Source organism: Microbacterium saccharophilum (assembly GCF_007992455.1).
Lineage (GTDB): Bacteria > Actinomycetota > Actinomycetes > Actinomycetales > Microbacteriaceae > Microbacterium > Microbacterium saccharophilum.
The window spans coordinates 36598-55801 of record NZ_BKAH01000013.1; the positions used below are offsets into that span (position 1 = coordinate 36598).

A 19204-nucleotide genomic window follows, 5' to 3' on the forward strand; every position below is an offset into this window, starting at 1 on the left:
GGGCTTTCATCCTATCAGTCGTGGTGAGCCGAGGCTGAGCAGCTCCCGTGCGTGTTCCAGCGCGGCGTCCGAATCGGGCAGGCCGGAGAGGAGACGCGCCATCTCCGCCTCACGGTCGGCGCCGGTGAGGACGCGGACGCTCGAGGCGGTGACCGAGCCGTCGCTGGCCTTGACGACGCTGAGGTGGTTGTTCGCGAAGGCGGCGACCTGCGCGAGGTGGGTCACGGCGATCACCTGGCTGGTCTGCGCGAGCTTCGCGAGGCGCCGGCCGACCTCGATGGCCGCGGCGCCGCCGATGCCGGCATCCACTTCGTCGAACACGAACGTCCGGACGGGGTCGGTCGCCGCGATGACGACCTCGATCGCGAGCATGACGCGGCTGAGCTCGCCGCCGGACGCGCCGCGTGCGACGGGGCGCGGATCGGCGCCGGGGTGCGGGGAGAGGAGGATCGTCACATCGTCCCGGCCGTGCGCCGTCTCCGCGCCGGGCGCCACCGTCACGACGATGCGCGCGTCGGGCAGAGCGAGGTCGCGGAGCTCGGCGGTGACCGCCTCGCCCAGCTTCTCCGCCGCGGCCGTGCGGGCGGCGGTCAGCGTCGCGGCGTGCGCGTCGACGAGCGCCGCGGCCTCCTGCGTCTGGGCGGTGAGGCGCTGCACCCGGTCACCGTCGTCGTCGAGCTCGGCCAGCCGCGCCGCGCCGCTCTCCCGGAGCGCGAGGACCTCCTCGAGCGTCCCGTGGGCGCGGAGCAGGGCACCCAGGGCCGCGCGGCGCTCTTCGACGGCGGCGAGCTCGTGCGGGCCGGATTCGTCGAGGTCGGCGAGGTAGCTGCTGAGCTCGCCGGCGACGTCGGCGACGCGGTAGCCGAGCTCGCCGAGCGTGTCGGAGACGGTGGCGAGGGCGGGGTCGCTGTGCGAGACGCGATCGAGGATGCGGCGGGCTTCGCCCAGCAGCGCCTGCGCGTCGGGCTGGTCGTCGTCGCTGGAGAGCGCGGCGTGCGCCGTCGCGGCGGCGAGGCGGAGATCCTCCGCGTTCGCGAGGCGCTCGGCGCGCTGCGACAGCTCGACGTCCTCGCCCGCATGCGGGTCGACCTGTCCGATCTGCTCGAGCGCGGCACGCAGGTCGTCGGCTTCGCGGGCGCGGCTGTCACGCTCGGCGGTCAGCGTCGCGAGCTCGTCGGTGACGGCGCGCCAGTGCGTCCACGCGTCGCGGTACGCGGCCAGGGCTGCGGCGACCTCGTCTCCCCCGAACCGGTCGAGCGCGTCGCGCTGCGCGGCGGCGCTGCGCAGCCGCAGCTGGTCGGACTGGCCGTGCACGACGACGAGCTGGTCGGCGAGGTCGGCGAGCACGCCCGCGGGCGCCGTGCGGCCGCCCACCGTGGCGCGGCTGCGGCCCTCGCTGGAGAGCGTCCGCCCGAGGTACAGCTCCGCACGCCCGTCGCCGATCGGCTCGACCTCGCCGCCGGCGTCATGCACCCTCTCCACGACGGGCCCGTCCTCCGGCACGATCCAGACACCCTCGACCCACGCCTGGGCGGCGCCGGAGCGGACGGCGCCGGAGTCGGCACGCTGGCCGAGGAGCAGCCCGAGCCCCGTGACGACCATGGTCTTGCCGGCGCCGGTCTCACCCGTGATGGCGGTGAACCCGGTGCCCATCGGCAGGGTCGCCTGCGCGATCACACCGAGATCGCGCAGACGCATCTGCTCGATCACTCGGCCACCCGCGTGGCGGCGCGTGTCGGCCCCCGCCATCCCGTGACGGGGAGCTGGAACTTCCGCACCAACCGGTCGGTGAACGGCGCCGGATGCAGGCGTGCGAGCCGCACCGGGATGTCGGAGCGGCGCACCACGACGCGGGCGCCGGGGGGCAGGTCGTGCGAGCGGCGCCCGTCGGCCCAGAGGATGCCGATGCCGTCGGTGCGCGCCAGGACCTCGATCGCGACGGCGGCCTCGGGCCCGACGACGAGCGGGCGGGCGAACAGCGCGTGCGCGGACAGCGGCACGACGGCGAGGGCCTCCACGCTCGGCCAGATCACGGGGCCGCCGGCGGAGAAGTTGTAGGCGGTTGAGCCCGTCGGCGTCGAGACGACGACGCCGTCGCAGCCGAAGGTCGACAGGGGCCGGCCGTCGATCTCCATGACGACCTCCATCATCCGCTCGCGGGAGGCCTTCTCGACGGTCACCTCGTTGAGCGCCCACGTCTCGTAGATGACGGTGCCGCCGGCGTCCTTGACCCGCGCGGACAGGGTCATCCGCTCTTCCACCTCGTAGTCGCGCGCGATGACCCGCTGCATGGCGTCGTCGATGACGTCCGCCTCGATCTCCGCGAGGAACCCGACGTGGCCCATGTTGATGCCGAGGATCGGCGCGGTGCCGTCGCGGACGAGCTCGGCGGCACGCAGGATCGTGCCGTCGCCGCCCAGCACGATCGCGATCTCCACGTCCGCGACGGGAACGTCGAAGCCGAGCAGTGCGATGGGTGCGAGATCGGAGAGCGCCGCCACGAGGGCGTCGTCGTCCGCGGCGAGGACCGGGCGGGCGCCGGCCGCGATGAGCGCGGCGATGACGCGGCGAGCGGCGGCGACGCTGTCTTCCCGGTGGGCGTGCGCGACGACGAGGATGTCACGAGGCGCGTTCGTCATCAGGCTCCCGCCGGTCGGTTCACGGTGCTCCACCATTCTGTCTGTCGCGGGCGCTGAGGCGAAACGGCGCGCGTGCCCCTCCCGGCATCCACGCCGTCACGCCCGTCCGGGCACGGCCAGGCGGGCCGCGGCGGCGACGAAGCGCTCCATGGGGCCGCGGCCCAGCAGCAGGGCCCAGGCCGTGCACGCCGCGATGGTCGTCAGCGCGAACGGCCAGAACGGCTCGAGGGCGCGGAAGCCGCCGAGGTCGCCGACGTCGCCGATCGTCGCGGCGGCGAGGACCGCCCACGCGAACACCTGGCCGACATAGGCGGTGAGCGGCATCGTCCCGACGGCGCGCAGCGGCAGCAGGACCCAGGTGAGCGGCGTGCGGCAGACGAGGAGGCAGAGACCGAGGACGGCGAGCGCGAACCCGCCGGACCCCACGACCTCGAGGATGCCGCCGGAGTGCGCGGCGGCGGTCCACGCGTGGCTGAGGTATTCGCCGTCCTCGGGCGCGCGCGAGACGGCATCCGCCGTGTACGCGATCACGGCCGCCGCGGCGCCGCCGGCGGTCAGCACGACCTGCGTGCGCGCGGCGCGCAGGTCGGAGCGTCCCGCCGCGAGCCCCGCGCCGAGGAAGGCCGTCCAGAGCGGGAACGGGTAGCCCCAGCCGAGCGCGAGCCCCAGGGTCTCGCCCGCGACGCCCGCCCACACCGGCAGCGCGTCGAGCGCGGGCTGCACCCACGGCATGACGAGCGCGAGCCCCCCGGCGATGATCCAGAGGACACCCGCCCGGAGGCGGAGGAGCGGGAGCGCGAGCAGGAACAGCAGGGCGTAGGCGGGCAGGATGATCAGCAGCGGGACACCGGTGATGATGAGCGCGAGGCCGATGAGCCAGAGGACCCCGGCGCGCACCGCGAGACGGCGACGCACGAGCGCGAGCGCGGCGCCGGCGACCGGGCTCGGCCCGCCGGAGACGAGCGCGATCGACACGCCCGCGAGCACGGCGAACAGGATGGACGAGCGGCCGTTGGCGACGTCCGCCCAGGTCGCCGGGTCACCCCAGGAGAACTCCTCCTCGGTCGTGAGCATGTGCGCCGCGAACATCCCCAGCACGGCGAGGGCGCGCGCGAGGTCGACGCCGTGCAGGCGTCCCGCCCGGTTCCACGCCCGCGGGTCTTCGCGATGCGGCCTGCGACTGTCCGGCCGGCCGCCGGGGGTCACTGCTGACGCAGCAGCCACACGAGCAGGGCCTTCTGGGCGTGCAGACGGTTCTCCGCCTCGTCCCACACGACGCTCTGCGGGCCGTCGATGACCTCGGCGTCCACCTCGTAGCCGCGGTCGGCGGGGAGGCAGTGGATGAAGATCGCGTCGTCCTGCGCGAGCGCCATGGTCGCCGTCGTCACCTTGTAGCCGCCGAGGTCCTGCAGGCGTGCGGCCTTCTCCTCCTCCTTGCCCATCGACACCCACGTGTCCGTGACGATGACGTCGGCACCGGCGGCCGCTGCGGCGGGGTCGGTGCTGAGCGTGACGGAGCCGCCGGTCTGCGCCGCGATCGCGCGCGCGTCGGCGACGACGTCGGCGCGGGGCGCGTACGCCTCCGGCGAGGCGACGCGCACGTGCATGCCCGCCGTGACGCCGGCGAGGAGGTAGGAGTGGCCCATGTTCGACTTGCCGTCGCCGAAGAACGTGAGGGTGAGACCGGCGAGATCGCCCTTGTGCTCCCGGATCGTCAGGAGGTCGGCGAGGAGCTGGCAGGGGTGGAAGTCGTCGCTCAGGGCGTTGACGACCGGCACGCGGGTGCCGCGTGCCATCTCCTCCAGCCCCGCCTGCGCGTAGGTGCGCCAGACGATCGCGGCGACCTGGCGCTCGAGGACCCGCGCCGTGTCGGACGGCGTCTCCTTGCCGCCGAGCTGGCTGTTGGCCGTCGAGATGATCAGCGGCGACCCGCCGAGGTCGGCGATGCCCACCGCGAACGATACCCGCGTGCGCGTGGAGGACTTGTCGAAGATGACCGCGACGGTCTGCGGACCGGCGAGCGGCTTGACCTTCCAGCGGTCCTTCTTCAGGTCGAGGGCGAGGTCGAGGATCTCCGCCTGCTCGGCGGGGCTCAGGTCGTCGTCGCGGAGCAGATGGCGGGTCATGCGGACACCTCCGGGGTCGGGTGGTTCTCATCGAGCAGCAGCGCGTCCTCGACGGTGCGCAGGGCCTTGCCGAACAGGTCCTGGAACTCGTCGATCTCGACGTCGCCGATCGTGAGCGGGGGCGCGAGGCGGATGGTGGAGTCGTTGGCCGCGTTGACGATGAGGCCGTGCTCCTGTGCGGCGGCGACGACGGCCTTGGCGACGGGATGCCGCAGCGCGACACCGACGAGGAGGCCCTGACCGCGGCATCCCTCGACGAGGTCCGACCCGGTCGCGGTGACGGCCTCCCGCACCTGCGCGCCGCGGACGGCGGCGTTCTCGACGAGCCCGGCGCGCTCGATCTCGCTGAGGACGGCGGAGGACACCGCGGTGGCCAGGGCGTTGCCGCCGAACGTCGAGCCGTGGGTGCCCGGGTAGAACAGCTCCCCCGCCGCGCCGAACGTGATGAGCGCGCCGATCGGGATGCCGTTGCCGATGCCCTTGGCGACCGTGATCGCATCCGGCGTGATGCCGGCGTGCTGGAACGCGAACCAGGCGCCGGTGCGTCCCGCGCCGGTCTGGATCTCGTCGACGATCAGCAGGGCGCCGTGCCGTGCGGTGATCTCGCGCGCGGCGGCGAGGTAGCCCTCCGGCAGCTCGATGACGCCGGCCTCGCCCTTGATGGGCTCGACGAACAGGGCGGCGACCCGGTCGTCCATCGCGGCCTCGAGCGCCTCGACGGTGGAGTCGAGGAACTCGACGCCGGGCACCATCGGCTCGAACGGCGCCTGCATGTAGGGCTTCCCGGTGAGGGCGAGGGTGCCCATCGTGCGACCGTGGAAGGCGTCCTTCAGGGCGAGGATGCGGGGCCGGTCGGCGCCGGCGTGCAGGCGGGCGAGCTTGAACGCCGCCTCGTTGGCCTCGGCGCCGCTGTTGCCGAAGTACACCCGGCCCTCCGGCCCGGTGCCGGCGAGCCGCTTCAGCTGGGCCGCGAGGGCCAGCTGCGGCGGGGTCGCGAAGTAGTTCGACACGTGCGTGAGGGTCGCGGCCTGCGTCGCGGCCGCCTCGACGAACGCGGGATGGGCGTGCCCCAGCGAGACGACCGCGATGCCGCCGAGGAAGTCGAGGTAGCGCCGCCCCTCGTCATCCCACAGGTACGCGCCTTCGCCGCGCACGAACAGCGCGTAGCGGTCGCCCGAGTTCAGGACGAGATCGCGCGAGGCGGCGTCCTTCCAGCTCGGCTTGTCCGTCGTCGATGCGCCGGTCACTGCGCCACCACCTCTGTTCCGATTCCCTGTTCCGTGAAGATCTCCACCAGCACCGAGTGCGGCTGGCGGCCGTCGATGATCGCCGCCGTGTCGACGCCGCCGTCGACGGCGTCGAGGCAGGCCTGCATCTTCGGGATCATGCCCGACTCCAGCCGCGGCAGCATCGCGCGCAGCTCGGAGGCCGTCAGGTGCGACACGAGCGAGTCCCGGTCGGGCCAGTCGGCGTAGAGCCCCGGCACGTCGGTGAGGACGACGAGCTTCGTGGCCCCGAGCGCGACGGCGAGGGCCGCGGCGGCGGCATCCGCGTTGACGTTCAGCGAATGGCCCGGGTTGTCCAGGTCGGGCGCGATCGACGAGACGATCGGGATGCGGCCGGCGGCGAGCTGGTCGAGGACGGGCTGCGGGCTGACCTCGACGACATCGCCGACGTGACCGAGGTCATGCTCCTCGCCGTCGATCACGACGCCGCGGCGGCGGCCGCCGAACAGGCCGGCATCCTCACCGGAGAGTCCCGTCGCGAACGGGCCGTACGCGTTGATCTTGGCGACGAGCTGCGGGTTGATCTGGCCGGTCAGCACCATCCGGACGACGCTGATCGCCTCCATGCTCGTGACGCGGTACCCGCCCTTGAACTCGCTCGGAATGGAGAGCCGGTCGAGCATCTTCGAGATCTGCGGGCCGCCGCCGTGCACGACGACCGGCTTGACGCCCACGAACCGGAGGTAGGCGATGTCCTGCGCGAACGACTCCTGCAGTTCCTCGGAGATCATGGCGTTGCCGCCGTACTTGATGACGATGATCTGGTCACGGAAGCGCTGCAGCCACGGGAGCGACTCGATGAGGACGCCGGCCTTGACGGCGGCCTCCTCGGGGGTGGTCTGCTGGATGTCGGTCATGAGGAGTACGCGCTGTTCTCGTGGACGTAGTCGTGCGTAAGGTCGTTCGTGAGGATCGTGGCCTCCGCGTCGCCGGTGCGCAGGTCGATGAGGATCGACGTGGCGCGCGGGGTGAGGTCGACCTCCTCGCGGGGGCGGTCGGGGCCGCCCTGCGTGCAGACGCGGACGCCGTTGAACCACACGTCGACGTCGTACGGGTCGAACGCGGCGTCCGTGGTGCCGATGGCGGCGAGCACGCGGCCCCAGTTGGGGTCGTTGCCGAAGATGGCCGCCTTGAAGAGGTTGTTGCGCGCCACGGAGCGGCCGACGGTGACGGCGTCCGCTTCGGATGCCGCGTTCACGACCCGGATCGCGATGGCGTGGCTCGCGCCCTCCGCGTCGGCCTGCAGCTGCTCCGCGAGGTCCTGGCAGACCTCGGTCAGCGCCGTGGCGAACTCGTCGAGGTCGGGCCGCAGCTCGGCGGCGCCGCTGGCGAGCAGCGTCACCTGGTCGTTGGTCGACATGCAGCCGTCGGAGTCGAGCCGGTCGAACGTGCGCGCCGTGGCGCGGCGCAGCGCCGCATCGGCCTCGGCCGGCTCGAGTCGGGCGTCGGTGGTGATGACGACGAGCATTGTGGCAAGACCGGGCGCCAGCATCCCGGCGCCCTTCGCCATGCCGCCGATGGTCCAGCCGTCGCGGCTGACGACGGAGCGCTTGGGCTTGGTGTCGGTCGTCATGATCGCGAGCGACGCGTCGTCGCCGCCGTCGGCGCTGAGCGCGGCGATCGCCTCGGTGGTGCCGGCGAGGACCTTGCCGCGGAAGACCTCGTCGCCGGTGCCGATGAGGCCCGTCGAGCAGACCAGGATGTCGCCGGCACTGACGCCGAGCAGCTCCGCGGCCTTCTCGGCCGTCTGGTGCGTCGTCTGGAAGCCGAACGACCCGGTGAAGCAATTCGCGCCGCCGGAGTTCAGCACGACGGCCTCGACGACGCCGTCCGCGATGACCTGCTGCGACCAGATGATGGGGTTCGCCTTGGCGCGGTTGCTCGTGAAGACGGCGGCGCCGGTCTTGTGCGGCCCGCGGTTCACGACGACGGCGAGGTCCTTCCCGCCGCTGCTCTTCAGGCCGGCGGTGACGCCCGCGGCTTCGAATCCCTGCGCTGCCGTGACACTCACGGGGCGACTCCGTTCACGCTCAGGCCCGTGGCCTCGGGGAGGCCGAGGGCGATGTTCATCGACTGGATGGCGGCGCCGGCGGTGCCCTTGACGAGGTTGTCCACGGCCGTGACGACGACGACGCGGTTCGCGGCGCGGTCGATCGCGAGGCCGATGAGCGCCGTGTTCGCGCCGAGGACGTCGGCGGTGCGGGGGAACTGGCCGGCGGGAAGGAGCTGCACGAACGTCTCGTCGCCGTACGCGTCCTCCCACGCGGCGCGGATGTCGGCATCCGTCGCTCCCGCCGCGATCGGTGCCGTGGAGGTCGCCAGAATGCCGCGCGACATGGGCACGAGCACGGGCGTGAACGAGATGCCGATGCGGCCTGTGGCGCCGGCATCCGTCAGCGCCTGCTGGATCTCCGGGATGTGCCGGTGCGTGCCGCCCACGGCATACGGGTTCGCTGAGCCGAGAATCTCGGATGCGAGGAGGTTGGTCTTGAGGCTCTTCCCGGCGCCGGACGGGCCGACGGCGAGGACGGTGACGATGTCGGCAGCGTCGATGACGCCCGCCGCGACGCCGGGCACGAGGCTCAGGGAGACCGTCGACGCGTTGCAGCCGGGGGCGGCGATGCGCGTCGCGCCGAGGAGGTTCTCGCGCTGCTTGCGGCCGCCGGTGACCAGGAGTTCGGGCACGCCGTAGGTCCACGGCTCGTGGAAGGCGCCGCCGTAAAAGGCATCCCACGCGTCCGGGGAGGTCAGCCGGTGGTCGGCGCCGGCGTCGATCACGAGCGGGGTGTCGACCAGCGCGTCGGTGTACTGACCGGACTGCCCGTGCGGCAGCGCGAGGAAGACGACGTCGTGGCCCGCGAGGGTCTCCGGCGTCGTGTCCTGCAGGGTCAGGTGCGCGAGGGAGCGCAGGTGGGGCTGATGCTCGATGAGCGGCTGCCCGGCGTTGGAGTGCGCGGTGACCGTGCGGATCTGGACGTCGGGGTGGGCGGCGAGCAGGCGCAGGATCTCGCCGCCCGCGTAGCCGGAGGCGCCGGAGACGGCGACCGAGATGGTCATGCTTCAACCTTATTGTCTGAGAGGGCGTCGCCTCGGACGGCGACCGGGACCGGAGACCGGCGACACCTGCGCTCGACCCGTTCGGGGAGCACGTGGGGTCGCCTAGAGTCGGCGGCCGCTCAGACGCCGGCGCGCGCGGAGGACCGTCGAGACGGTGCGGTTCGCGGGCGCGGGCATGCCGAGACGATAGCGCCGCGGCGCGGCATCCGCCAAATCGCGGCGCCGGAGCGGCCCGTCGCGCGTCGCGCGGTCGAAAGCAGCACCCGCGGTCGAACATTCCGCAGCGCGTGCCGCTTTCGACAGCGCGAGCCTCGGGCCCACCGTCGGGTGGGCGATCCGGCGCGGGGCGGGGGGCTGCGCGGGGTCGGAGTCCTGCGCGGGATCGGGGCTGCGCGGGGTCGGAGTCCTGCGCGCGGCCGGGGCCCTGCGCGCGGCCGGGGCCCTGCGCGCGGCCGGGGTCCTGCGCGCACTGGAGGAGATGTCCGCGCGGGAGGATCAATGCGCCGAAAGGGACCTCCCGAGGCGTCATCTCCTCCCCTGGCGTACGGCCGGGGTTACAGTCCGTCGCGTCGAGGCAGCGCACCGCGCCGGCGATCGGCCGCGCACGGGAGGAGATGACCGCGCGGGAGGATCAATGCGCCGGAAAGGACCTCCCGAGGCGTCATCTCCTCCCCAGGCGTACGCCCGGGCGCGCAGCGCGGCCGGGCGGGCAGTCCGCGTCGGGGGCCGGGAATCCGTCGCGCCGAGGCAGTGCACCGCGCCGGTGAGCGGGAGCGCGCCCGGGAGGAGATGTCCGTGCGGGAGGATCAGGGCGCCGGACAGGACCTCCCGAGGCGTCATCTCCTCCCCAGGCGTACGGCCGGGGGCCAGACAGAGGCCTGATGGGCAGAGAGCACCCGGGCGGGCAGAGAGCACCCGGGCGGGCAGAGAGCACCCGGGCGCGCAGCGCGGCCGGGCGGGCGGTCGGCGCCGGGCGCCGGGCGCCCGGGCGCCGGGCGGCCGCTCAGGCCAGGGCGGCGATGAGGTCGATCTCCTCGGCGCGGCTGAGGCCGCTGGCGCGCGCCCGGTCGAGACCGCGTTCCCGCTCGTCGGCGAGGACGCGCGCGACGGTCTCCTCGAGAGGGCGGATGCTGCCGCCGGCGGCGCGGTACGCGTCGCCCCGGCGCGTCGCGAAGCCCGGCATGTCGCCCGGCAGCCACAGCGGGAGGGAGCGGGGCCCCGCCCACGGCGCCACGCCCTGCTCGACGAGCCAGTCGGGTGAAGCCGCGCGGAGGGCGCCGGTGTGGCCGGCGACGGCGCGCGCGACCCCGAGCATGTCGCCGAGCGGCATCGAGGGGCCGATCGCGTTGACGGTGCCGGTCCACCCGCGCCCGCCGGCGGCGACGATGAACTCGGCGAGGTCGTCGACGTCGATCACCTGCGCCGTGAGCCCCTCGGCGTCCGGCACGAGCACGGGCCCGGAGCCGGCGAGGGCGAACCGCGACGGCCAGTACCCGAACCGGTCGGTGGGGTCGCCGGGGCCCACGATGAGGCCCGGGCGCGTGATCGCGGCGCGGTCGCCGAGCGTCCCGACGGCCCGCTCGCCGGCGGACTTCGCTCGCGAGTAGTCGTACTCGTCCCCGTGCTCTGCGGGCACGGCGAGCGCGGCGGATTCGTCGGCGTCGACCTCGGTGTTCTCGGCGTAGACCGACAGGCTCGACACGTAGCTCCAGTGCGCCGCCTGCCCGCCGAGGGCGTCGACCGCCGCGGCCACGGCGACGGGATCGGAGGAGATGTCGACGACCTCGTCCCACTCCTCCCCCGCGACCTCCGCATAGGCGTCCGCGGTGGCGCGGTCGGCGACGACGAGCGCGGCGCCCGCAGGGGCGGGCCGGCCGCCTCGGGCCAGGCAGGTGACGGCGGCGCCGGCATCCACCCATCGCCGCGCGAGGCGACCGCTCAGCCATCCGGTGCCGCCGAGGACGAGTACCCGTGTCATCCCGCCATCCCAGCAAACCGGCCCGCCGCCCGCCACCCGGTCCGCTGAGAGCGCAACCTCAGACCGGGAACGCCTTGATCCGCGCGAGGAGGTCGGGGCCGGTGCGGTCGAGCGTGCGCCCGCCGACGATCACCCCGGCGACGACGACGCCCGCGCCGACCGCCAGCCCGACGGCGAGCGCGAGCCCGCCGGTCAGGGCCGAGCCGGTCGCCACACCGATCGCCGCGAGCACGAGCGCGGGTGTCGCGAGGGCGGCGCAGGCCAGCCACACGACGAACACGAGGAGGCCGCTGACGAAGGTCTGGCCGGGCACGCTCTTGAACGGGCTGTCCCCCGCCGCGGCGACCGGCGTCACGATGAGCGCGGACGACACCGCGGTGACCCCGTACCCGACCAGCAGCAACCCCCATGCGCCGCCGAGGACGGCGGGCAGGTGCTCCAGCCGCCCGGCGACCGCGAGGGTCACAACCGCGATGACGAGCGTCAGCGGCACGCCGATGCACGCCGCCGCGAGGAGCCGCCCGAGCCGATCCTCCCGCCCCCGCACGCCGCTCGCGAGCACCGTCGCGAACGCCGTGCCGTCGTAGGAGATGTCGGAGTAGCCGGCCACGGACAGGACGAAGGCGGCGGCGAGCGCCGACGCCGTGAACAGGGCGCTGTCGACGCCCGCGGAGAAGGCGAAGAGCACCGGGAACAGCGGCACGACGAGCAGCTGTCGGAGGTAGCGCGGGTCGCGGACCCACGCGGTGAGCGCGCGCGCCCACGTCGCACCGACGCCGCCCGTCGGCATCCGCCCGAACAGGCCCAGCGTGCCGCGCCGGACGGCGCGTGCCGCCGTCTGCGGCGGGGAGGTCAGCGACGCCTCGAGCGCGCGCGACCAGAGCAGCCAGATGACGGCGAGCGTGGCCACGGCGATCGCGAACTTCACCGCCGCCGTCAGCCACGATCCCGCGGCGATGTCGCCGGGCACGGCCCAGGCGGCGCCGAACGGGGTCCAGCCGAGGATCTCCCCGGCCTGCGTGAAGCGCGCCATCAGGTCTCCCGTGCTGTCGAGGAGCGCCAGGATGCCGGCGACGATCGGCCCCGACATGATCAGCAGCGTCAGCACGACGGTGCCGACGACCTCGCGGCTGCGCCGGTTGCCGCCGAGCCCCGTGGAGAGCGTCCCCATGAAGCGCGTCGCGACGACGCAGGTCAGCACGGCCAGCGCGGATGCCGGGACGGAGGCGATCGCCGCGGCAGGCCAGCGCACCCACAGCGCGACGGTCGCGAACGCACCGAGGGCCGTCACGATGCCGGGGATGCCGGTGAGCCCCGTCGCGGTGAGGGCGGCCATGACCTGCCGCGTCGTGAGCGGGAAGGGCGCGAGCCGCGCGCCGTCGATCGTGGTCTCCATGCCGGCGATCAGCAGCGGACCGACGATCCAGCCCACCAGCAGCGCCGAGCCGCCGACGACGGCCACCGTCCGGGCGACGTCGAGCCCCTGGAGGAGACCGACCGCGATGAGCCCGGCCACGACGGCGACGAGCACCCACAGGGCGGAGAGCACCCCGAAGCAGAAGCCCACGAGCTGCCAGGGCCGGCGGGCGAGGGTGTTGCCGAGGATGCGGAAGCGCAGCCTCAGGACTGTCGCAACCACTGCGGCCCCTCGGAGATGTGCCGTCCGCCGACGAGCGCGACGAAGCGGTCCTGCAGGCTCTCCCCCGCGCGGACGTCGTCCACCGTCCCGGCAGCCAGGACCCGGCCCGCGGCGATGACGGCGACGTGGTCGCACATCCGCTGCACGAGGTCCATCGAATGGCTGGAGACGATGACGGTGCCGCCGGAGGCGGTGTAGCTGCGCAGCACGTCCTCGATGTTGGCCGCCGAGACCGGGTCGACGGCTTCGAACGGCTCGTCGAGCACGAGGAGGCGGGGAGCGTGGACGAGCGCGCACGCGAGCGCGACCTTCTTGGTCATGCCGGCGGAGTAGTCGGCCACGATCGTGCCCGCCGCCTCGCCGAGGTCCATCATCTCCAGCAGGTCGGCGACGCGCGGGGCGATGTCGGGGCGCGGGATGCCGAACAGCATGGCCGTGTAGGTGATGAGCTGCTCGCCGGTGAGCCGGTCGAAGAGGCGGACCCCATCGGCGAGGTTGCCGATCATGGCCTTCGCGGCGACCGGATCGGCCCACACGTCCACGCCGTGCACCCGCACGCCGCCGGCGTCGGGGCGCAGCAGTCCCGTGGCCATCGACAGCGTCGTGGTCTTGCCGGCCCCGTTGGGCCCGACGAGGGCGTAGAACGATCCGGCGGGCACGACGAGGTCGATCCCCGCGACGGCGACGTTGTCGCCGAACCGCTTCACGAGCCCGGTCAGCTGCAGGGCCGGCACGGCGGGTGACTCGCTCATCGCCCGAGCCTATCGCCGGGGCCGCGGGACCCGTCCAGCAGCTGTGCCGCGCTCGAGGGCGAGGGCACGGATGCGTTCACATCCCCCGTGCGAGGACCCAGGCCGCCGCGGCGGCACGGGAGGGGGCGCCGAGCTTCGCACGGGCGTTGGCGACGTGCCGGTGCACGGTGTGGATACTGAGGAAGAGCCGGTCGGCGATCTGCGCATCCGTCATGCCGCGGGCGACGAGGAGGAGGATCTCGCGTTCGCGCTCGGTGAGGGGCGACAGGAGGGATGCCGTCGGCGACGCGTCGACGGCGGCGGCCGGATCCCCGGCGTCGTCCCCGTCGAAGGCGAGCGCATGCCGGATGATCGCCGCGCTGTCGCCATGCCAGGGGTGGTGCGCGGTGCCGTCGAGCACCTCGAGCCGCGCGTGCGGGATGGCATCGGCGGTCTCCGCGCCGAGGGCGAGCGGGATCGCCCGGTCGCCGCGGCGGTGCAGGACGAGGGTCGGCGCGGAGACGGCGGCCGCGTCGTCGCGGGCGTCGAAGGAGTACACGGCGGCGAGCGCGGCGGCCGCCGCGGCCGCGGTCCCCGTCGCGCGCTGGTGCTGCAGGAACGCGCGTTGCTCCTCCGGTGTCGCATCGGGGTAGAAGATCTCCGCCATGACGCGGGAGCTGACGCCCCAGCTGCGGCGGACGAGGTCGACGAGGGCCGCCCGGTCGGCGGCGCTCGCGATCGCGTCGCCGTGCAGGTACGAGCCGCAGAGGATCAGGCGGCGGACGCGATCGGGATGCCGTGCGGCGAAGGCCACGGCGATGGGACAGCCCGAGGATCCCGCGAGCAGCGTCACCTGCGGAGCCCCGGCGGCGTCGAGGACGGCGAGGAGGGCGTCGGCGTGCGGCCCGAGCTCGGCGGGGGTCTCCCGGCGCGAGCGCGACAGCCCGCTGCCGGGAGCGTCCATGCGGATCACCCGGCGCCTGCTCTCGAGCGTCGCGAGGAAGCTCCGCAGCGGCGGATAGTCGGCATCCCGTTCGAGGTGGCTCATCCACCAGCCGCCGAGGAGCAGGGGCGCACCCGTCCCGCGCTCGGTCCAGGCGACATCGTCCGATCCCGACCGCGCATACCGGATCGGCGGGGCGGCGGCCTCCACGACATCAGTATGGATCATGCCCGCCCCGCGGGGACGGGGAGTGCGCGGCGCTGGCGGCGGAGGGCGATCCAGGTCGCGTCCGCGCGTGCCACCGTGTCTCCGCCCGCGTCGACGAGACGCACGGACGTCTCGTAGCGGCGACCGTGGTGCTCGCGGGTCCAGCTGTAGACGACGAGTTCTTCGCCGACGTGCGGGCGGCGCTCGACGGATGCCGTCATGGTGCCGAGCAGGCACAGTTCCCGGGAGCGCAGCGCGGCGGCCGGGTAGCTCGTGCAGTCCATCGCCCCCCAGACGGCCGGGAAGTGCGCGAGGCCGGCGGTGGCGGTCTCCGCGCCGACGACCCACGGTGCCGCGAGGAGGTCGGGGCGGCCGGGGACCGGGCCCGGGGTGACGCCCATCCCGTCGGATCGGGCGGGACCGCACACGACGCAGTCGGACAGCGGATGCCGGATGCCCACGAGCGGATGCGCGGCGCGTGCGGCCACGGCGTCGGCGAACGTCGGCGGCACGGGGGCGGGTCCGTCGTCCAGGACTCCGGGCGCGGCCTCGGCCACGACGCGGCGGCCGCGGATCACCTCGATGCCGCCGCGGCCGGCGGTGACGACGTCGAGGGCGCGGCCGAGCGGGACGGGGCGCCGGAGGGCGACCGTCACGACGTCGGCGTCGACGTGGCGCGCGATGGTGCCGGCTGCGAAGCCGCCGTTGGCGGCACGCCGCGGGCCGTTCAGCCGCCGGTCGATCGTGACCGTGTCGACGGCGAACCGGTCGGGGCCGCCCGCGCGGGCGCGGCCGGTCGGGAGGGGCGCCAGCCGGCCGAGGAGGGCGGGCTGGTCGATGACGTGGAACGTGAGTGCTGACATGCCCGGCAGTCAACGCCGCGGGCATGCCTCGCCGCGTCGCGCGGATCGGCCATCCGGATGGCCCGAAAGCGCCATCCGCCGTCGCCCCGCCGACCGCGCGTCGGGACGTCCGTTCCTCGACGTCCCGGCGTGGAACCGGAGCGGCCGGTAGGCGCGCCTCGGGCTACTCGCGCAGCGCGGCGCCGAACCGCTCCGCCGCGACGGCGACGCCGGCGAGCTTCGCGTCGGTCGCCTCCGCGGCCGTCAGCGTCCGGTCGTCGGCGCGGAAGCGCAGGGCGAACGTCAGGCTCTTCGAGCCCTCCGGCAGGCCCGGCCCGCGGTAGTCGTCGACGAGCCGCAGCGACTCGAGGAGCTCCCCGGCTCCCTCGCGCAGCGCCGCACGCACCGCCGCGGCCGGCACACCGGCGTCCACGACGAGCGAGACGTCCTGCGTCGCCGCGGGGTAACCGGACAGCGAGCCGGCGACGACGCGCTCCCCCGCGAGCTCCAGCAGCGCGTCGAGATCGAGTTCGGCGACGACGACGCGACCCGGCAGATCCGCGGCTTCGGCGACGGCCGGGAGCAGTTCGCCGGCGTAGCCGATCTCGGTCCCGCGGACGGAGAGCACGGCGGTACGGCCCGGGTGCAGCGCGGCGCGCTGCCCCTGGGCGACCTCGATCTCGACACCCGCGGCGGCGGCGATCGTGCGTGCTGCGTCGAGCGCGTCGCCCACATCGAACGGCTCGGCCGGCTGGCCGGGCTGCTTCGCGACCCGGTTGCCGGTCAGGAGCACGGCGACATGCCGCGGCTGCGGCGGGATGGCGGCATCCAGCGCGGCGAGGGTGTCGGCATCCGGTCGTGCGGTCGCGGCGGGCACGACGTCGGTGCCGTACGCGACGCCTGACTCGGGCAGGAACACCGAGCCGGTCTCGAAGAGGCTCAGATCGGTGAACCCGCGGGAGACGTTGCGGTGCGCGACCTGCAGGAGCCCGGGCACGAGCGAGCGGCGCAGGAAGGGCGCCTGCCCGTCGAGCGGGTTCGCGATCCTGATCGAGGGCAGGTGCGCGCCCGACGCGGAGCCGTGCAGGTCGTTCTGCTCCTCCGTCGTGAAGCCGAAGGACGGCGTCTCGACGTAGCCGGCGGCGGCGAGGGTGTTCGCGACGCGGCGACGGCCGTGCTGCGACGGGGTGAAGCCGCGGCCCGAGGGCGGCACCGGGAGCACCGACGGGATGCGGTCGTACCCCGTGATGCGGGCGACCTCCTCCGCGAGGGTCCACTTGTCGGTGAGGTCGGGGCGCCACGTCGGCGGGATCACGTCCCAGCCGTCGTCCGTGGCGGCGACCTCGCAGCCGATCATCTCGAGGGCGCCGGTGATCTCCGCCTCGGCGTAGTCGACGCCGATGAGCCCCGACACGAAGCCGCGCGGAAGCGGGACGGACGCGACGAAGACCTCGGCGAAGAGGGCCCCGCCGGTCTCGGTGTCGAGGGTGCCACCGGCCAGCTGCACCATCAGGTCGGCGACGCGGCGCGCGGCGACGAACGGGATGAGCGGGTCGACGCCGCGCTCGAAGCGCTTGGACGCCTCGGAGGGCAGCTTGTGGCGACGGGCGGTGCGCGCGATCGAGACGGTGTCGAAGATCGCCGCCTCGATGAGGACGTTGCGCGTGGCATCGCTCATCTCGGTCGTGCCGCCGCCCATGACCCCGGCGAGGCCGATGGGCCCGGATTCGTCGGTGATGAGCAGGTCCTCGGCGCTGAGCGTGCGCTCCTTGCCGTCGAGGGTCGTGAGCTTCTCCCCCTCAGCCGCCCGGCGGACGGTGATGCCGCCCTGCAGCTTGTCCAGGTCGTAGCCGTGGATCGGGTTGCCGAGCTCGAGCATGACGTAGTTCGTGATGTCGATGAGGACGCCGAGGGAGCGGATGCCGGCGAGCGTCAGCCGCGCCACCATCCACGGCGGCGTCGGCCGGCTGGGGTCGACGTCGCGCACGATGCGCACGACGAACTCGCTCGCGCCGACGTTCCCGCGGATCGGGTTCTCGTCCGCGACGGCGACGGGGAACCCGCCGGTGGGCTGCTCGAGCTCATCGAAGTCCCGGAGGCCCGGGTCGCGGAGCGCTCCGCCGGTGGCGTGCGCGTACTCGCGCGCGACGCCGCGCAGGCTCAGCGCGTAGCCGCGGTCGGGCGTCACGTTGATCTCGACCGCGACGTCGTCGAGGCCGAGGAGCGCGATGGCGTCGGTGCCGACCTCGGGGTCGAGTCCGAGCTCGGCCAGGCGCAGGATGCCGGAGTGCTCGTCGCCGAGGCCCAGCTCCTTCGCGGAGGCGATCATGCCGTCCGAGACGTGGCCGTAGGTCTTGCGCGCCGCGATCGGGAAGGGTCCGGGCAGCACGGCGCCCGGGAGCGTCACGACGACCTTGTCGCCCTCGAAGAAGTTCCGCGCGCCGCAGACGATGCCGCGGACGCCGCCGTGGGCATCGCCCACGTCGACCTGGCACCAGCGGATGGTCTTGCCGTTGGACTGCGGCTCCTCGACGAACTCGACGACCCGGCCGACGACGATCGGGCCGGTCAGGTCGAAGCCGTGGACGTCCTCCTCCTCGAAGCCGACCGAGACGAGGGAGGCGAGGACGTCCTCGGGGGTCGCATCGGCTGCGACATCGACGTACTCACGCAGCCAGGAGAGCGGGACGCGCATCAGACCACCATTCCGAACTGCTCGCTGAAGCGGACATCGCCTTCGGCCATGTCGCGCATGTCCTTCACATCCGAGCGGAACATCAGGGTCCGCTCGATCCCCATCCCGAACGCGAACCCCGAGTAGACCTCCGGGTCGATCCCGGCCGCGCGCAGCACATTGGGGTTGACCATGCCGCATCCGCCCCACTCGATCCAGCGGGCGCCGCCCTTGAAGGTGGGATGCCAGAGGTCGAGCTCCGCGCTCGGCTCGGTGAACGGGAAGTAGTTGGCGCGCAGGCGCGTCTTCGCCTCGGCGCCGAAGAGGGCACGCGCGACGTGGTCGAGGGTGCCGCGCAGGTGCGCCATCGTGATGCCCTTGTCGATGACGAGGCCCTCGAACTGGCTGAACACGGGCAGGTGGGTGGCGTCGAACTCGTCGGTGCGGAACACGCGGCCAGGCGAGACGATGTAGATCGGCAGGTCGCGGGTGAGCATCGTGCGCATCTGCACCGGGCTCGTCTGCGTGCGCAGCAGCAGGTGCCGCGCGACCGGGTCGACGTAGAACGTGTCCTGCATCTGCCGCGCCGGGTGGTCGGCGTCGAGGTTCAGCGCGTCGAAGTTGTACCACTCGTGCTCGAGCTCGGGGCCTTCCGCGATCTCCCATCCCATACCGACGAAGATGTCGCCGACCTGGTCCTGCAGGAGGGTGAGCGGATGCCGTGCGCCGACGCGCGCGCGCTGCGGCAGGGCCGTGACGTCGATGCGCTCCGCCTCGAGCTTCGCGGCCGTCTCGGCCTCGGCGAGCTCGGCCTCGCGCGCGGCGAGCGCCTGGGTCACGCGTCCGCGCGCCCCGCCGACGAGCTTGCCGACCTCGGCCTTGCGCTCGTTCGGCACGTTCCGCAGCTGCGCGTTCAGGCGCGCGAGCGGCGAACCCTCTGCGGTGTGGGCGGAGCGGGCCGCCTTCAGAGCGGCGGTGTCGCCGGCCGCGGCGATCGCGGCGAGCGCGTCCGCGACGGCGGCGTCGACCGCTTCGGGCGTGATTTCGGGTGCGTCAGACACGAAGAACGAGTCTACCGGCGG

General features: G+C 73.9%; 15 protein-coding genes. All 15 read right to left on the minus strand.

Going from position 1 to position 19204, the window contains the following annotated elements:
- Positions 1–6: 6 nt before the first annotated feature.
- Complete coding sequence (recN, locus tag MSA03_RS11960) at positions 7–1710, minus strand: DNA repair protein RecN (protein ID WP_147051173.1); 1704 nt, start codon at positions 1708–1710, stop codon at positions 7–9.
- Positions 1707–2639, minus strand: coding sequence for an NAD kinase (locus MSA03_RS11965; protein WP_147051174.1), 933 nt, complete (start codon positions 2637–2639; stop codon positions 1707–1709). Before MSA03_RS11965 ends, recN begins: the two co-directional genes overlap by 4 nt.
- A 96-nt stretch (positions 2640–2735) precedes the next feature.
- Positions 2736–3863 carry a DUF418 domain-containing protein gene (locus MSA03_RS11970; RefSeq protein WP_244946411.1) on the minus strand — a complete coding sequence of 376 codons (1128 nt, stop codon included), beginning with the start codon at positions 3861–3863 and terminating at the stop codon, positions 2736–2738.
- Positions 3842–4765, minus strand: a complete 924-nt coding sequence (argF, locus tag MSA03_RS11975) for an ornithine carbamoyltransferase (protein ID WP_028495969.1) — start codon at positions 4763–4765, stop codon at positions 3842–3844. Before argF ends, MSA03_RS11970 begins: the two co-directional genes overlap by 22 nt.
- Positions 4762–6012: an acetylornithine transaminase gene (locus tag MSA03_RS11980; RefSeq protein ID WP_147051175.1), complete on the minus strand. Its 1251-nt coding sequence runs from the start codon at positions 6010–6012 to the stop codon at positions 4762–4764. The genes argF and MSA03_RS11980 overlap by 4 nt, the downstream gene beginning before the upstream one ends.
- Positions 6009–6908 (minus strand): acetylglutamate kinase, encoded by a 900-nt coding sequence (argB, locus tag MSA03_RS11985; RefSeq protein WP_147051176.1) that lies wholly within the window; start codon positions 6906–6908, stop codon positions 6009–6011. Before argB ends, MSA03_RS11980 begins: the two co-directional genes overlap by 4 nt.
- Positions 6905–8062, minus strand: coding sequence for a bifunctional glutamate N-acetyltransferase/amino-acid acetyltransferase ArgJ (argJ, locus tag MSA03_RS11990; RefSeq protein WP_147051177.1), 1158 nt, complete (start codon positions 8060–8062; stop codon positions 6905–6907). Before argJ ends, argB begins: the two co-directional genes overlap by 4 nt.
- On the minus strand, positions 8059–9108 hold the full coding sequence (gene argC, locus MSA03_RS11995; protein ID WP_147051178.1) for an N-acetyl-gamma-glutamyl-phosphate reductase: 1050 nt from the start codon (positions 9106–9108) through the stop codon (positions 8059–8061). The genes argJ and argC overlap by 4 nt, the downstream gene beginning before the upstream one ends.
- A 1003-nt stretch (positions 9109–10111) precedes the next feature.
- Positions 10112–11086 (minus strand): NAD-dependent epimerase/dehydratase family protein, encoded by a 975-nt coding sequence (locus MSA03_RS12000; RefSeq protein WP_147051179.1) that lies wholly within the window; start codon positions 11084–11086, stop codon positions 10112–10114.
- A 58-nt stretch (positions 11087–11144) separates the two neighbouring features.
- Complete coding sequence (locus MSA03_RS12005; RefSeq protein WP_147051180.1) at positions 11145–12725, minus strand: hypothetical protein; 1581 nt, start codon at positions 12723–12725, stop codon at positions 11145–11147.
- Positions 12707–13477 (minus strand): ABC transporter ATP-binding protein, encoded by a 771-nt coding sequence (locus MSA03_RS12010; protein ID WP_147051181.1) that lies wholly within the window; start codon positions 13475–13477, stop codon positions 12707–12709. Before MSA03_RS12010 ends, MSA03_RS12005 begins: the two co-directional genes overlap by 19 nt.
- Positions 13478–13553: 76 nt before the next feature.
- Entirely contained in the window at positions 13554–14627 is a 1074-nt protein-coding gene (locus MSA03_RS12015; RefSeq protein WP_147051182.1) for an alpha/beta fold hydrolase, read from the minus strand.
- Positions 14624–15469 (minus strand): hotdog fold domain-containing protein, encoded by an 846-nt coding sequence (locus MSA03_RS12020; protein ID WP_147051183.1) that lies wholly within the window; start codon positions 15467–15469, stop codon positions 14624–14626. Before MSA03_RS12020 ends, MSA03_RS12015 begins: the two co-directional genes overlap by 4 nt.
- A gap of 163 nt (positions 15470–15632) precedes the next feature.
- Positions 15633–18143 carry a phenylalanine--tRNA ligase subunit beta gene (gene pheT, locus MSA03_RS12025; protein ID WP_147051184.1) on the minus strand — a complete coding sequence of 837 codons (2511 nt, stop codon included), beginning with the start codon at positions 18141–18143 and terminating at the stop codon, positions 15633–15635.
- Complete coding sequence (pheS, locus tag MSA03_RS12030; RefSeq protein ID WP_028495980.1) at positions 18143–19183, minus strand: phenylalanine--tRNA ligase subunit alpha; 1041 nt, start codon at positions 19181–19183, stop codon at positions 18143–18145. Before pheS ends, pheT begins: the two co-directional genes overlap by 1 nt.
- Positions 19184–19204: the final 21 nt, after the last annotated feature.

Coding starts and splice junctions, on each gene's coding strand:
- MSA03_RS11965 (WP_147051174.1), bottom strand. CDS start 2,639: ATGACGAACGCGCCTCGTGACATCCTCGTCGTCGCGCACGCCCACCGG.
- argF (WP_028495969.1), bottom strand. CDS start 4,765: ATGACCCGCCATCTGCTCCGCGACGACGACCTGAGCCCCGCCGAGCAG.
- argB (WP_147051176.1), bottom strand. CDS start 6,908: ATGACCGACATCCAGCAGACCACCCCCGAGGAGGCCGCCGTCAAGGCC.
- argC (WP_147051178.1), bottom strand. CDS start 9,108: ATGACCATCTCGGTCGCCGTCTCCGGCGCCTCCGGCTACGCGGGCGGC.
- MSA03_RS12000 (WP_147051179.1), bottom strand. CDS start 11,086: ATGACACGGGTACTCGTCCTCGGCGGCACCGGATGGCTGAGCGGTCGC.
- MSA03_RS12010 (WP_147051181.1), bottom strand. CDS start 13,477: ATGAGCGAGTCACCCGCCGTGCCGGCCCTGCAGCTGACCGGGCTCGTG.
- MSA03_RS12015 (WP_147051182.1), bottom strand. CDS start 14,627: ATGATCCATACTGATGTCGTGGAGGCCGCCGCCCCGCCGATCCGGTAT.
- MSA03_RS12020 (WP_147051183.1), bottom strand. CDS start 15,469: ATGTCAGCACTCACGTTCCACGTCATCGACCAGCCCGCCCTCCTCGGC.
- pheT (WP_147051184.1), bottom strand. CDS start 18,143: ATGCGCGTCCCGCTCTCCTGGCTGCGTGAGTACGTCGATGTCGCAGCC.